This is a genomic window from Candidatus Microthrix parvicella Bio17-1, from assembly GCF_000299415.1.
GTDB lineage: Bacteria > Actinomycetota > Acidimicrobiia > Acidimicrobiales > Microtrichaceae > Microthrix > Microthrix parvicella.
This window is the reverse complement of sequence record NZ_AMPG01000001.1, coordinates 65955-80551: the sequence shown is the minus strand read 5'-3', so window position 1 is coordinate 80551 and position 14597 is coordinate 65955. Positions and strand designations below refer to the sequence as shown.

Here is a 14597-nt window from a genome sequence, read left to right as displayed (position 1 = left end):
GTGAACCCCTCCGACGTGCCCAACGAGGGCACCGAGCCGGACGTCGGCGGTATCGCGGTCGTCCCCGCCAAGAATTCGCCCAGCATCGAGGCCACCGTCGCGGCCCTCCGCCGCATCCGGGGCGTGACCCGGGTGGTGGTGGTGGACGATGGCTCCACCGACGACACCGGCGCCCGCGCATTGACCGCGGGAGCGGAGGTATTGGCGCTGCCGGTGAATCGCGGAAAGGGCGCCGCCCTTGGCGAGGCGGTCCTGGCCCACCCTGACGCCCCATGGTATTTGCTGGCCGACGCCGACCTGGCGGAGACCGCCGAACACCTGACGGCGTTGGTGGAGCGGTTGCTGGTCGGCGACGAGGAACTGGTCGTCGCGCGATTCCCACCCGCCGGCACCCAGGCCGGTGCCGGGAGGATCAAGGCGCTGTCGGCGGCGGCGATCCGCAGCACCACGGGTGTCGAAGTGCTCGAGCCGTTGTCGGGCCAACGGGCGATCGATGGTGCCACGTTGCGCTCGCTGCACCCAGCCCCAAGGTTCGGGGTGGAGGTGGGCATGTCGATCGATGCGCTTCGGGCGGGGGCACGCCTCGCCGAGGTGTCGCTGCCGCTGGATCACGATCACACGGGTCGGGGCTGGGCCGGACGACGTCATCGAATCCGTCAGGGAATCGACATTGTCCGCACCGTGTGGCCACGGCTGGGTACACCCCGACTTCGCCTGGCGGTGGTGTTGGCCCTCAGCGTGGTTGCCATCGTGGCGTCGGTCGGACTTGGAAAGGCGACGCGGTGGCATGGCGAGGCGCTGCCCGCCCCCAGCGCAAAGCCGCGCGTGATTCTGGTGACGATCGCCGGCGCCGGAATGGACCTGCTCGAGGACCCACGGGCCCCGGCCATCTCGTCGTTGGCCCGGTCGTCGGCGACCGCTTCAGTGTCCACCCGGGTTCCGGCTCCGCCCGGTGACCTCGCATCCCAGCACGCCTCCTTGGGCGCCGGCGCGCCGGTGGCGCTGGTGGTACCTGGAGGCGATCTCGAGTTTGGTGAGGCTGAGGGACTCACCAACGAGTCCCCCGCCACGGCAGCCGGACCGGTCAAGGTGCAGGCGCTGCCGGATGGTTCGGCCCAGGTGATCGATCCGTTGACGGTGTCCGACGACAGCCGCAGTTACGGCACCCGGGGTCTGCTGGGCGACTCGATCCGGCGCGACGGTGGAAGGGTTGGCTACGTCTGGGCGGGCAAGGGTCGGGCACAGTTGGCCAACGGGGCGGCGGCGGTGGCCGATGACGGCGGCACGATCGACACGGTGGACATCGCCGGAGTGGGCGATGACCCCGACGCAGCGGCCCGCCGGTACGTCGACTTGGACGCGGACCTGATCCTGGTGGAAACCCGTCGCAGCGCATTGACCCCGTCGACGCTTGCAGTGTCCGACGTCGATCGGGTGGTGGCTGCCATCGATGCGCACCGGCGGCCCACCGACACGCTGATTGTGCTGGGCCTCGGACACGACGCACGCTGGCACCTTTCACCCTTGATCCTCTCCGAGCCGGGCCTCCGAGGTACCCTGGGGTCGGATTCCACCCGTCGTCAGGGCATCATGACGATGGGTGACGTGTCCGCCACGGTGCTGAACCGACTGGATCGTCCCCGCCCGAAGGGGCTGGGGGGAGCGGTGGCGCGCATCGAGCGGGGCGCCCCCGACATTGGGGCATTGGTGGATCTCGACCGGAGAGTGGATCAGCGGGAACGAAGCTATGCGCCGACGGTGACCATCTTCATCGTGATTCAGGCGTTGGCCTACATCATCGCCCCGCTCGTGGCGCGACGGTCCGGGCGATCCTCCCAACTGCCGGGGGTGTTGGTTGCGGTCACGTTGGGTTCGGCGGCATTTCCGGTGTTGACGTTTCTGTGGCGACTGATGCCGGTGTCCTTGCAGGGACCGTTTGTCACCATCCCGGCTCTCACGATGCTGTGCGCCGCCGCCGCCCTGCTGGCCATGCAAGCGAGACGATTCGGTTTGAGCCCTCTCAACGCGGTGGCAGGGGTGACCCTGGCGGTCATGGTGGTGGATGCTTCGCTCGGTGCCCCGCTGCAACAGATCAGCCTGCTGGGCTACTCGCCGGTGACCGCAGCCCGGTTCTACGGCCTCGGCAACATGGCCTTCGCCGTGTTGGGGGCCTGCGCCGTCATTGTGGCGGCCTCCTGGTTGCACGCCGCCACAGATCGACGGGCCGCGTTTGTTGCCGTTGCCGGGATGTTTGCGCTGGTGGTGGTCGTGGACGCGGCACCGATGCTGGGTGCCGACTTCGGCGGCGTCCTGACTTTTGTGCCGGCGTTCGGGTTGCTGCTGGCGGCCTGGTCACCGATCACTTGGAATCGACGCAACGTGGCGCTCGCTGTGCTCGTCGGCCTGGTGGGCTTTGCTGTCGCCGTGGGCGTCGCTCTGAAGCTGGGGTCGGGGACCCATCTCGATACGGTGACCAACGGGGGCTGGGACGGCTTCACCGAGATCGTTCGCCGAAAGGTGGCCACCAACCTGCGTGTGATGCGCCTCACCGTGTGGTCGTGGATGGTGCCGATCGCAGCGTTCTTCCTGCTGCTGAGCCTGACCACATCCGGAACGTGGCGGGAGCGTTTCCGGGGTGCGACCGATCTGCGCACCGGGCTGATGGGACTGTTCGTCGTGGGATTCCTCGGCGGTGCGGTGAACGATTCGGGAATCGTCATCCCAGCTCTGGCACTGGTGTACATCGGCGCCTTCCTGATGCTGGTGCAGGTACGCAAGCCGTTTGAAGCGCCCGAAGTGCGGTTGCCCGAGGACGCTTCACCGCCGATCAAACCGGCCCCGGCGGTCTCGGGTTAGATTTGAGTGGACCGGCGAACGACCTTCCGCGGGAGAGACATGGCCAAGCACATTTTCGTCACCGGTGGGGTGGTCAGCGGTCTCGGTAAAGGCCTGACCGCCTCCTCGCTGGGCACGCTGTTGAAGGCCCGGGGACTGCGGGTGACCCTGCAGAAGCTGGATCCTTACATCAACGTCGATCCGGGCACGATGAACCCGTTTGAACACGGTGAGGTGTTCGTCACCGAGGACGGGGGCGAGACCGACCTCGACCTGGGCCACTACGAGCGCTTTATCGACGAGTTCCTCACCCGCAACTCCAACGCCACCACGGGCTCGATCTACCAGGAGGTGTTGGCCAAGGAGCGCCGGGGCGACTACCTGGGCAAAACCGTGCAGGTGATCCCGCACATCACCGACGAGATCAAGCGCCGCATTTTTGCGTTGGCCACCGACGACGTCGACGTGGTGATCACCGAAGTGGGCGGCACGGTGGGTGACATCGAGATTCTGCCGTTCCTCGATGCGATTCGTCAGATGCGCCTCGACGTCGGCCGGGCCAACGTCTGTTACGTGCATGTCACCCTGGTGCCCTACATCAGCCCATCACGCGAGCTGAAGACCAAGCCCACCCAGCACTCGGTCACCGAGTTGCGCAGCCGGGGGATCACCCCGGACGTCATCGTGTGCCGCTCCGAGGGTGAGCTCGAGGCCGATTTACGACTCAAGATCTCCTCGATGTGCGACGTCGAACTGAACGCGGTCATTTCTGCAGCCGACGCCTCAAGCCTGTACGAATTGCCGCTGATCATGCACGACGAGGGCCTCGATACCGTGGTGGGGCAGGTGTTGGGCCTGGAGCAGGCCGAGGTCGACCTGACCGAGTGGGAGGCGGTGGTGTCCCACGTGGCCTCCGCCACCGCGCCGTTGCGCATTGGCATCGTTGGCAAGTACGTCAGCCTGGCCGACGCCTACCTGTCGGTGGTGGAGGCGCTCAATCACGCGTCGGCGGCCGCCGGGGTCAAGCCGACGATCGACTGGATTCAGGCCGAGGACGCCGAGGGCCTGCTGGCCGAGGGCCGCCTCCACGACCTGGATGGCATTGTGATCCCGGGCGGGTTCGGGCCCCGCGGCGTGGAAGGCAAGATCGCCGCGGCCAACTGGGCTCGCGAGCACGGCGTGCCGTGCCTGGGCCTGTGCCTGGGTATGCAGGTGATGACCATCGAGTATGCCCGCAATGCACTCGGGCTCGAACGAGCCAATTCGTCGGAGTTTGACCGCTCCACTCCGCACCCGGTGATCGACATCATGGAGACCCAGCGGGGCGTGACCGACAAGGGCGGCACCATGCGTCTTGGTGCCTACATCGCCCGGCTCAAGCCGGGCTCGCAGGTGGCCGAGGCCTATGGGGCGGAGGTGGTGTCGGAACGGCACCGGCACCGCTTCGAGTTCAATCCCCGTTACCGGGGCCGGTTCGACGCCTCCGCGCTGAGTTGCTCGGGTACCTCGCCGGATGGCCGCCTGGTGGAGTTTATCGAGTTGGAGGATCACCCTTTCTGGGTGGCCACCCAGGGGCACCCGGAGTTTAAGAGCCGTCCCACCCGACCGGCGCCGCTTTTTGCCGCGTTTGTTGCCGCAGCCGCCGCCCGCACCGCCGCCACGCGGGTCGAGGTTCCCCAGGGGGAGGCCGCCTCCTCCGAGCCTCAGGTCTCGGATGAAACGACGGCGGGTCGCGTGCGGGGGCGCAGGTCGAGCCAGGCCGAGCGGCCCGACGTTGCCGTCGATCGCGACCCGGTTGGGGTGGGAGACGGCCCGGTCTCTCGTGGTTGAGCCCGGCTCGGCGGGGTGGCGGCGACCGGAGCTGACCTCGGCGTCCGGGTTTGAGATCGTTGGTGACACCGCCGTGCACACGGGTTTTGTGATCGATGTGGTGCAGGCGCAAATGCGTGACCCCGAAGGCGGGATGCACAGCCGCGATGTGGTGCGTCACCCGGGCGCCGTGTCGGTGCTTCCCCTGCACGACGACGACACGGTCACGTTGGTGCGTCAGTACCGGGTTGCCCCTGATGGCGACCTGCTCGAGATTCCAGCGGGCAAGGCTGACGTCGAGGGGGAGGCGGCGGTGGAACTCGCCCGCCGCGAGTTGGCTGAGGAGGTCGGACTCGAGGCGGAGAGCTGTGAGCGGCTTGCCGGGTTCTTCCTGTCTCCCGGTTACTCGAACGAATGGCATGAGACCTTTCTTGCAACCGGTCTCAGCAAGGTTCCATCAGCGGCCGACGGCGCCGAGGAGCGCCACATGGACGTGTTACGGCTGGGCCTGGACGAGGCGATCGAAGGCATCGCCACCGGTCGCATCGTGGACGCCAAGACGATCATCGCCCTCCTGGCCGCCGCACGGCGTGGCTGAAGTTGTCCACGTGGCCACCGGTAACTCGGGCAGCGCGCCACGTTCGGATGTCACCGTCGAGGCGTTCCTCGGCTGGCTCCAGGTGGAGCGGGGCCGGGCAAGCGCCACGGTCGAGGCCTATCGGCGGGATCTGACCGCCCATCTGACATGGCTGGACGATGCCGGACTGCGGACTGATGGCGAGGTCTCACCCGCCGTCTCCCGCACCGATCTGGAGCGCTGGGTGCGTGGTTTGATCGACGAGGGTCGGGCCAGGTCGTCGGTGGCGCGGGCGGTGGCTGCGGTGCGGGGCTGGTACCGGTATCGGGCTGAGGAGTTGGGCGTGGCCGACCCTGCCGTCGACCTGGACGGCGTCGGCATTGCCGACACAGTGCCCAAGGCCTTGTCGGTGGAGGTGGTCGGTGGCCTCCTCGACGGAATCGATGGCGACGACCCACCATCGCTGCGTGACCGGGCACTGCTCGAGTTGCTCTACGGCGCCGGGGTGCGTGTGTCGGAGGCGACCGGACTGTCGCTGGGCGACGTCGACCTCGACGGGGCGCTGGTGCGGGTGATGGGTAAAGGCTCCAAGGAGCGCATTCTGCCGGTGGGCCGGTCGGTGCTCGCCACGATGGCGTGCTACTTCGATGGAGGCCGTGGCCCGTTGGCGGAGCGGGCTCGTCGGCCCAGCCGCGACGACGCCGACGCCGTGTTCCTCAACCAGCGTGGTGGCCGCCTGTCCCGCCAGGGAGCCTGGCTGATCCTCCAGCGTCGGGCCGCCTCAGCCGGCCTTGACGTCCGGACGATGTCGCCCCATGTGTTGCGTCACAGCTATGCCACCCATCTCGTCGATGGCGGTGCCGACCTGCGCACCGTGCAGGAACTGCTGGGCCACGCACGCCTGACCACGACGCAGCGATACACCCGGGTGGCGATGGATCGCCTGGTGGCCACCTACCGTTCGGCGCATCCCCGGGCCGCGCACGTCGGAGCGAAACGGACGCGGGCCGGAGCGGGGAAAGCCGGTGGGTTGCAATCGCACCAGGGGGGAGCGCCATGAAGGACTCACCGGCACACCTGTACCGGCGTTTCCGCTATCACGTGGGGCCCGAGCCCGATCCTGCGGCGGCAGACCGATGGGCGGCCGCACGGCTGGACGGCGAAGAGTGGGCACTGTTCGCCTCGATGACCGTGCGCGACCGGGTGCACTCGGTGGCGGTCGCCCGCCGTGTTGAGCAGGTGCTGGCTGGTGAGGGCCATGCAGCCGGTGAGGGCCATGCAGCCGGTGATGGCCATGCAGCCGGTGAGGGCCATGCAGCCGGGGGTGGAGCCCGCAAGGATACGACGGACGGCTGGCAGGTGCGGGCCGGTCTGCTGCATGACGCGGGTAAGGCGTTGGCCCCGCTTGGCACGACAGGCCGGGTGGTTGCGTCACTTGCGGAGGGCACCGTCGCCGGCGACTGGCTGGAGCGGCGGGCCACCGACCGGACCGGTGCGCCGCGGCGCCGCGGTCCGATGGTGGCCATGGGCGCGTATCTCACCTACACCGAACTCGGCGCTCAGCGGCTCGAAGCGATCGGGAGCCACCCGATGGTGGCGGCCTGGGCCCGTGAGCATCATTGGTCACCGGAACGTTGGACGGTGCCGCAGAGCGCAGGTGCTGTGCTGGCGGAATGCGATGAGGAACTGTGAGCCCGAGGTGAGCGCCGCAGCCACACCCACGCCCGCAGCCACACCCACGCCCGCAGCCACACTTACGCCCGCAGGCGAGCGGTGGCGGGCCCGCCTGGTGGCCTATGGCATGGTGCTCATGCTGGGGGTCTGCGCCGTGTTCACGCTGGAGCCGTGGCCGCTGACGTCGTTGCGGCTCTTCAGCCAGATTCGTACCGATCGTCAAACGCAGGTGCAGTTGGTGGTTGTCGAAGCCGAAGGGACGCGGCGGGTGATCGATTTTGGCGACAACGCGTTCGTGTCGGATTCCGCCCAGCGCCGACTGCCGGAGATTGCATCGCTTCCCGTCGCAGAACAGCGCTCGGCGGTTGAGGACGTCCTGAAGGTCGCCGGAGTCGATCCGACCACGGTCGATGCCGTTGCCGTGAGTCGGACGGTACGTCGGCTGGATGCCGATGGAGGCCCGGCCACAGTGCTGTCCTCGCGTGACGTCGTGACCGTCGAGTTGCCGTGAGGTCGCCGAACGTTCACGTACTCGGTGGCCTCGATCGGCGCCTGGTCGCGCCGGGTCCGGCCGCCCGCTTCGAGACCGCCCGCACCGGGTTGGCGGTGGTGCTTGGCATTCGTCTGGCGCTGCGCCACTGGAGCGCGGCTGCGGCCATCCCGGACCCGTTGTTTCGGCGGGCGTTCGCGGTGGCCTGGCTGCCGTCGGTGCCCCCCGGCTGGCTGCTGAACGTCGTGGCGGTCGCCGGCGTGGTCGGTGCCATGGCGGTCGTCGCCAGGATGAGCCCACGGATCGGCTTTGTCGTGGCGTGGTTGGCACTGCTGTTCGTTGCCGGGGTGTGGGGCAGCGCCGGCAAGATCATGCACAACGACGTGCTGTTGTTGTTGACGGCGGTGCCCTTCGTGGTTGCGAAAGGTGGGACGGCCAACACCCGCGACGGCGCCGACCGTTCGGTGGCCGACGGCTGGCCACCCCGCGCAGCGCTGATGATCATCGCCGCCGTCTACTTCATCGCCGGTGTCCAAAAGCTTCACCACAGTGGTCTGGATTGGATCTCCGGTGACAATATGGCGTGGGTGCTGCGTCAGGGCGCAGCAGGCGCCGCTTCTCCCTTTCCCGGTCTGGCCCGCTCCATCGCCAACGCCCCTCCGTTGCCGTTTCTCATCGTGGTGGGTTCGATCGTTTTTGAGTTGGCCGCCCCGCTGATGTTGTGGTGGCGCCGGGGTCGCATCCCCTTCGCAGTGGGTGCCGCCTGTCTGCACGGCGCCATCTGGTTGACGATCGGGCTGGACTATTACGGCTGGATTCTCACGGTGGCGGCGGTGGCCGTCCCCTTGGGCCGGCCAATCCAACATCGAAAGAAACCTGCGTGAGCACGCTTATCCGAAACGGCACGGTGTTTGGCGGCGAGGATGCCCCGCCAAAGCGAGCCGACGTGCTCGTCGACGACAATGGCACGGTTGAGGCGATCGGCCCGTCGTTGGAGGTGGTACTCGGTGGTGGCCAACGGAAACACCAAGAACCTGCAGTGGATCACCGCCAACCCGGCTGCCATGATCGGTTTCTCCGACGCCGGCGCACACCTGCGCAACATGGCGTTCTACAACTTTCAGTTGCGCATGCTGAAGCGGGTGGGCGACGCCCAATTGGCCGGGTCGTCGTCATGTCGGTGCATCAGGCGGTGAACAAGCTGACCTCCGATATCGCCGACTTCCACCGGATCGATGCCGGTCGTCCGGCGGTGGGTCGGCGGGCCGACCTGGTGGTGCTTGACCCCGAGCGCCTCAACGACACCGTTGAGGAGATCCACGAGGAGCCGATGGCGGGCTTCGGTGACCAAAACCGTTTGGTGCGCCGCAACGACGACAGCGTCAGGGCGGTGATGGTCAACGGTAACGTCGCCTGGCGCGGTGGCACCCCCGCCGACGATCTCGGCACCGCCAGGCGCTACGGCCGGTTCCTGCCCCTCGGCGGCTGACAGCAATGGGTCGAGCGCTCGTTTTGGGCAACCTCGACCGCGCTGACGGAACCTCAAGTGTGTCTACCTGACGCTGGAGAGGCTTCCAGACACATTTGATGCCAACTGCGCCGAGCGCCGAGCGCCGAGCTCAGGCGCGGAGGGTGCCAAGACGGTCCCAGACGCGGTCCATCACGTCGGTCGCCTGGGCGGTGGCCCGTTCGGTGCCCAACGCCAGGCGGCGACGTACCTCACCCGGATCGGCCTGAAGCTCGGCAACGCGTGCCTGGATCGGGGTGAGCAACTCGACGACGGCCTCGGCGGTTGCCGCCTTGAGGTCGCCGTATCGTTCGATGCCAACCGCTGCGGCCTCCGGGGTTTGGCCGGTTGCCGCGCCGAGGATCGACAGCAGGTTGGACACACCCGGTTTGGCGGCGACATCGAAGCGCACCTCGGTCTCCGAGTCGGTGACCGCCCGCTTGAACTTCTTGGTGATCGCAGCGGGAGAGTCGCTCAGATTGATGATGCCCGCCTCGGTTTCGGTCGACTTCGACATCTTGTTGTTGGGCGCCTGGAGGTCCATCACCCGGGCGCCCGCCAACGGCAGCGTGGCCTGGGGGATGACAAACGTCTCGCCGTAGCGCGAGTTGAACCGGTTGGCGGCGTCGCGGGTGAGCTCGACGTGCTGGCCCTGGTCATCGCCCACCGGCACCTCGGTGGTGTCATACAGCAGGATGTCGGCCGCCATGAGGGCCGGATAGGTGAACAGACCGGCCGAGATGAATCCGTCGCCCGACTCCGCCCGGCCTCGCTTCTCTTTGAACTGGGTCATGCGGCTGAGCTCGCCAAAGGCCGTGACCGTCTGCATCACCCAGGCCAGTTCGGCGTGCTGGGGCACGGTCGACTGCACGAAGAACACGCACTTGTCGGGGTCGAGCCCGACTGCGAACAGGTTGGTGGCCAACTCAAGGGAGGCCTGACCGATCTCGCCGGGGGCCTTCGGCGTGGTCAACGCGTGCAGGTCGACCACGCAGAAGACGGCGTCGGACCGATCTTGTTCCGTGACCCAGCGGAGATTGGCCCCCAACAGGTTTCCCAGGTGCAGCGCACCCGAGGGTTGGATACCCGAGAACACGCGGGGGCGTTTGGGGCTCGTTTGGGGGGAGGAGACCATGGACCCGAAGCTACCGGATCGGCCTCTCCCCGAACCCGGGGGCCGGCAACCGCAGGAATGCCCCGTTACGGGAGCAGGCCTGGGTTGGGGCACCCGGTGGACGCCTGCCGAGTGGCCCCGGTTGTTCCCGCAAACGTTGGGGATGCGAGGAGCCGGCGGGGGGTGACATCTGGCCACTATCCAGGCTCGGCCGGTATCCCTACCATCGGGTAGAACAATTCGATCCAGGGGGGGCTCCTGCCGTGTCCGATTTCCTATCCCAGTATTCGATCCAACGTTGGCTGGAGGCGTGTCCCCAGGGCTATTTGGATGAGACCGTTTTTGGGCACGCAGAGGGGTTGAAGGAGCCTTCCGAGATCCTGGAGAACGAACTGATGCTCGAGAGCACCATCGGGTCGACGGTGCAACTGGTGGTGGGGGAGCGTGCGGCGCTGGCCGCCTCCTCGGGCCTCGTGAACGCCGCCCCGGATTACGCGTCGAAGCGGTTTCTGGCCACCCAGACGCTGGACGAGGCCCGGCACGTGGAGATCTTCACCCAGCGACTGTTCGACCTGGGGGTGAAGCCCGAGGACCTGGAATCCACCATCGACCAGTTTGCAAACCCGAACCTGGTCAAGTTCGCAGAGGTGTTGCTGGAGAAGGTGGAGGCGGGCGACTTCATCGCCGGAGTGGTCGGGCAGAACATCGTGTTGGAGGGCATGGCCTTCACCGTGTTTGAGATGTTCGAGGCGGCATCCCGTGATTCCAACCCGAAGTTCGCGCAGACCCTGAAGGGCACCATCGCCGATGAACGACGACACGTGGGTTTTGGTGAGAACCGCATCGGCGGTCTGATCGCACAACATCCCGAGAAGAAGCCCGAGATCGAGCGGATGCAGAAGGAGATGAGCTATCACATGCTCGCCACGTTCGCCGATGCCTTCGCCGACTCTGGGGCGTCGATCGAGGAGGGGCGGCGCCTGGCCGAGGAGGCTGCCAAAGCCGACGGAAAGGAGGTGGGCAACACCAACTGGCACGGCGCCAACCTGGCGATGGTGTCGCCCGACGAACTGGAGGCCGTGCTGAGCGACACCGTGCTGGGTGAGTTCAAGGTTCGCCTCGAGCGGATCGGTTTGGAGTATCAATCACCGCTGCTGCCGGTGTGATCGTGGGGTTCCCCGACTCCTTTGGGCCCGACGGCAGCGATGAACCCCATGGGATGGATCAGGACGACTTTTACGATGAGGTGCAGTCGTTCTCGTTCTGGTTCGGTGCCGTCGAGGGCTATCTGACCGACCGCCCCTACGGGTACGATCCGGCCACGGTGGACGAGCCGCTGGGGGAGACCCGGCGACAGAACGTCATCACCGCGCTGTGCAACTACTGCGTGGGTGAGGCGGCGGCGTTGGAAGCCTCCAGCGGCATGGTGCGCCTGGCGCCCAACCACAACGCCCGCATCTTCATGGCCACCCAGGTGGTGGACGAGGCTCGACACCTGGAGGTGTTTCTGCATCGCTTGGGCCGGTTGGGGGTGAGTGACACCGCCACCGAGATCGCGCGGCGGGCGACCCCCTCGATCGTTGAGTTCAAGGCCCGCCTCCTGGAACTGGTGGATGCCGGCGACTGGGAGGCGGCGGTACTGGCTCAGAATGTCATCCTGGAAACGATGGAGTTCACCGTCTTCCGTCACCATGCACAGACTGCGGATCCGGTGACCAGACAGGTGCTGACTGGCGTAATCTCCGACGAGCGTCGTCATCTTGGATTCGGTGAGAACGACCTGGGCCCCCGGTTGTTGGGCGACGTCGACACGCGGGAGCGGTTGGCCGGAACTCGTGCAGAGTTGGATGCGTTGGTGCTGGCGTCCTTCGACGCGACCTTCGACGCACTCGGTCGGCCCAGAGACCGGCGTCCCGACCTCGGACGTGACTATCTCGATGCCGTCGACCGATTGGGGTTGGTGGGATGAGTGACATCGCCACCGAGACCCCGGAGCGTGATACCGCCACTCACAACGATGCTCCCGACGCACCGCCCCGGCGCCGATACGAGTTGGACGACCGGGGGTTCCGCGAGGTGCCCAAACGGTGGCGAAAGTTCTACCGGGTCTGGCAGGGCGATGGGGACACGCTGGCGCCAAACGAAGTGATCTGTCCGGTCTGCAAGGTGGTGATCCGTTCGGTGCGGGAGTTTCGGGCGGGCGACCGGGTGTACTGCATGCCGTGTATGTCGCGCATGATCATCGTCGAGCGGCCCGACGGCACCTTGGAGCCCGAGGTCACGTACGAACGCTCGTAACTACGATGGTGTAACTTGAGTGCCGTGAGCTACGAAGTGTCCACACCGGTGTTCGAGGGGCCCTTCGACCTGCTGTTGCACCTGATCCTCGCCGATCAGGTCGACCTGTACGAGGTCTCGCTCTCCCGCATCGTCGATGCCTACCTGGTCGAGCTGGCGCGGATGGATCACCTCGACCTGGAGGTGGCCACCGAATTTCTGTTGATCGCCGCAACCCTGGTGGAGTTGAAGGCCCGTCGGTTGCTGCCTGCGGACGAGGGCATCGACCTGGATGACGAACTCGCGCTCTTCGAAGAGCGTGACCTTTTGTTGTCGCGTCTGCTGGACGCCAAGACCTTTAAGGACGCCGCGCGGGTGCTCGAGGTGCTGCACGTGCGCGCCGCCCGCTCGGTGCCGCGGCGAAGTGGCCCGGAGGAGCAGTTCTGGCAGCTGGCCCCCGACCTGTTGGAGGGCGTCAGCCCGTTGGATCTTCGCCGGGCCTATCTGGCGGCGATCGCTCCAAAGCCGACGCCGGCCGTCGACCTGTCGCACGTGGCCACCATCAAGATCTCCGTCACCGACGTGGTCGCCGACCTGATCAACGAACTGCCCAACACCGGTCCAATCGGGTTTCGGGCCCTCACCGAAGGGCTGGCCGATCGGGTGGAGGTGGTGGTGCACTTTCTCGCCCTACTGGAACTGTTCAAGCAGGGTCGGGTGGATCTTGCCCAAACCGAGTCGTTCGGCGACATCATGGTGACCTGGATGGCCGGAGACCTGGCGTTCGACCTGGCATCGGTCGACAGCTATGACGGTTGAGCGGCGTCACGACGACCCGGTGGAGGCATTGCAGCCGTCCGGCGGGTCCGACGAGCTGCGGCAAGCACTCGAAGCACTGATCATGGTGTCGGACCAACCGGCAGAACCGGCGATGCTGGCCGAACTACTCGGCGTTTCTGCCGCACGGGTGGACGAACTGGCGCGGCAGGTGGCGGCCGAGTTTGCCGAGCGGCGCAGCGGGTTTGTGCTGGCCCGCGTGGCCGGAGGGTGGCGTTTCGAGAGCCACCCGGACTGTGCCCCGTGGGTGGAGCGCTTGGTGCTGGCCGGCCAGTCCACCCGGCTGTCGGCAGCAGCGTTGGAGACGCTGGCGATCATCGCCTACAAACAGCCGATCAGCCGTGCCCAGGTGAGTGCCGTGCGTGGCGTGAACGCCGACGGCGTGATCCGCACGTTGACCCAGCGGGGCTACATCGACGAAATCGCCCGCGATCCCGGCCCGGGCCAGGCGGTGCTGTTGGGCACCACCCGGGACTTCCTCGAACGCATGGGCCTGGACAGCCTGGAGGAACTGCCCGGCGTCGCCGATTTTGTTCCCGGTCCGGAGGTGGTGGAGGCCCTCGAACGGGGCCTGGCGCTCGACGCCACCGAACCGATCCAGGACCAACCCGACCCGCACGACGAGCCGGACCCCCGGTGACCCCGGAAGATCCAGGTGGGGAGCCTCACCAGGATGAGGGGCCACAGCGGGTGCAGAAGGTGCTGGCACGGGCGGGTGTCGCCAGCCGTCGGGTGGCAGAGAACCTGATTGAGGCCGGACGGGTGAAGGTGGACGGCAAGGTGGTGGTGCTGGGCAACCGGGTCGATCCCGCCACCCAACTGCTGGAACTGGACGGCGCCCCCATCGCCTTGGCGCCGGGGCTGGTGCACTACCTGCTCAACAAACCCACGGGTGTGATCTCCACCGCATCGGACACGCACGGTCGGCGCACCGTGGTGGACCTGGTACCCGACGAACCACGAGTGTTCCCGGTCGGCCGTCTTGATGGCGAGACTGAGGGGTTGTTGCTGTTGACCAACAACGGGGAGCTGACCCACCGTCTCACCCATCCGTCCTACGGAGTGGAGAAGGAGTATTTGGCCGAGGTGGCCGGCACGGTCAGCTCCGGCAACTTGCGCCGCCTTCGCGAAGGTGTGGAATTGGACGATGGCATCACGTCGCCCGCCAAGGCCTCGCAACCATCGCCGGGCATGGTGCGCCTGACGATTCATGAGGGACGCAACCGTCAGGTACGCCGCATGCTGGACGCCGTCGGCCACCCTGTGCGACGGCTGGTGCGCACCCGGATCGGTCCGATCTCCGACCGCAACCTGGCGCCTGGCGGCTGGCGTCACCTGAGCGACGACGAACTGCGTCGGCTGGAGCGGGCCGTCAGCGGTAACCCGGCGCCCCAGACCCGGGCTGAGCGGCGGGCTGCTGCGGCGGAGGCGGGTCAGGCGGAGGCGGGTCAGGCCCCTGACGGGCAGTAGGATCGCC

General features: G+C 67.1%; 16 protein-coding genes. 15 read left to right on the top strand and 1 reads right to left on the bottom strand.

The window, feature by feature from the left end; all coding sequences use genetic code 11:
* The 9 genes from MPARV_RS21905 to MPARV_RS0100370 all read left to right on the top strand — a co-directional run bounded on the left by MPARV_RS21905 (position 1) and on the right by MPARV_RS0100370 (position 8874).
* On the top strand, positions 1-2856 hold the full coding sequence (locus MPARV_RS21905) for a glycosyltransferase family 2 protein (RefSeq protein ID WP_157789396.1): 2856 nt from the start codon (positions 1-3) through the stop codon (positions 2854-2856).
* Positions 2857-2895: 39 nt separating this feature from the next.
* Positions 2896-4665: a CTP synthase gene (locus MPARV_RS0100405; RefSeq protein ID WP_020376835.1), complete on the top strand. Its 1770-nt coding sequence runs from the start codon at positions 2896-2898 to the stop codon at positions 4663-4665.
* A complete protein-coding gene (locus MPARV_RS25270; protein ID WP_020376834.1) occupies positions 4658-5242 on the top strand; it encodes an NUDIX domain-containing protein in 585 nt (194 codons plus the stop codon). Before MPARV_RS0100405 ends, MPARV_RS25270 begins: the two co-directional genes overlap by 8 nt.
* A gap of 10 nt (positions 5243-5252) precedes the next feature.
* The gene (locus MPARV_RS0100395) at positions 5253-6281 is read left to right on the top strand and encodes a tyrosine recombinase (protein ID WP_031276859.1); all 1029 of its coding nucleotides are present in this window, start codon (positions 5253-5255) and stop codon (positions 6279-6281) included.
* Entirely contained in the window at positions 6278-6913 is a 636-nt protein-coding gene (locus MPARV_RS25110) for a hypothetical protein (protein WP_020376832.1), read from the top strand. The genes MPARV_RS0100395 and MPARV_RS25110 overlap by 4 nt, the downstream gene beginning before the upstream one ends.
* Before the next feature lie 7 nt (positions 6914-6920).
* Complete coding sequence (locus MPARV_RS0100385; protein ID WP_157789395.1) at positions 6921-7406, top strand: hypothetical protein; 486 nt, start codon at positions 6921-6923, stop codon at positions 7404-7406.
* Positions 7403-8269 (top strand): hypothetical protein, encoded by an 867-nt coding sequence (locus MPARV_RS0100380; protein ID WP_020376830.1) that lies wholly within the window; start codon positions 7403-7405, stop codon positions 8267-8269. Before MPARV_RS0100385 ends, MPARV_RS0100380 begins: the two co-directional genes overlap by 4 nt.
* A gap of 123 nt (positions 8270-8392) precedes the next feature.
* Positions 8393-8581, top strand: coding sequence for a hypothetical protein (locus tag MPARV_RS0100375; protein ID WP_157789394.1), 189 nt, complete (start codon positions 8393-8395; stop codon positions 8579-8581).
* Complete coding sequence (locus MPARV_RS0100370) at positions 8560-8874, top strand: amidohydrolase family protein (protein ID WP_020376828.1); 315 nt, start codon at positions 8560-8562, stop codon at positions 8872-8874. Before MPARV_RS0100375 ends, MPARV_RS0100370 begins: the two co-directional genes overlap by 22 nt.
* 130 nt (positions 8875-9004) lie before the next feature.
* Here the strand turns inward: MPARV_RS0100370 and trpS are convergent, their stop codons facing one another.
* A complete protein-coding gene (trpS, locus tag MPARV_RS0100365) occupies positions 9005-10027 on the bottom strand; it encodes a tryptophan--tRNA ligase (RefSeq protein WP_012226759.1) in 1023 nt (340 codons plus the stop codon).
* Between the two features lie 242 nt (positions 10028-10269).
* Here trpS and MPARV_RS0100360 point away from each other — a divergent pair, with 242 nt between their 5' ends.
* Genes MPARV_RS0100360 through MPARV_RS0100335 form a run of 6 tightly spaced genes read left to right on the top strand, consistent with a single transcriptional unit; the run spans position 10270 to position 14590 of the window.
* Entirely contained in the window at positions 10270-11172 is a 903-nt protein-coding gene (locus MPARV_RS0100360; RefSeq protein ID WP_012226757.1) for a ferritin-like domain-containing protein, read from the top strand.
* Positions 11173-11174: 2 nt separating this feature from the next.
* Complete coding sequence (locus MPARV_RS0100355) at positions 11175-11975, top strand: ferritin-like domain-containing protein (RefSeq protein ID WP_157789392.1); 801 nt, start codon at positions 11175-11177, stop codon at positions 11973-11975.
* Positions 11972-12304, top strand: a complete 333-nt coding sequence (locus tag MPARV_RS0100350) for a hypothetical protein (RefSeq protein ID WP_012226748.1) — start codon at positions 11972-11974, stop codon at positions 12302-12304. Before MPARV_RS0100355 ends, MPARV_RS0100350 begins: the two co-directional genes overlap by 4 nt.
* A 24-nt stretch (positions 12305-12328) precedes the next feature.
* On the top strand, positions 12329-13102 hold the full coding sequence (locus MPARV_RS0100345) for a segregation and condensation protein A (protein WP_020376825.1): 774 nt from the start codon (positions 12329-12331) through the stop codon (positions 13100-13102).
* A complete protein-coding gene (gene scpB / locus MPARV_RS0100340; RefSeq protein ID WP_020376824.1) occupies positions 13092-13760 on the top strand; it encodes an SMC-Scp complex subunit ScpB in 669 nt (222 codons plus the stop codon). Before MPARV_RS0100345 ends, scpB begins: the two co-directional genes overlap by 11 nt.
* A complete protein-coding gene (locus MPARV_RS0100335; RefSeq protein WP_100221206.1) occupies positions 13757-14590 on the top strand; it encodes a pseudouridine synthase in 834 nt (277 codons plus the stop codon). The genes scpB and MPARV_RS0100335 overlap by 4 nt, the downstream gene beginning before the upstream one ends.
* The last annotated feature ends 7 nt before the right edge of the window (positions 14591-14597 follow it).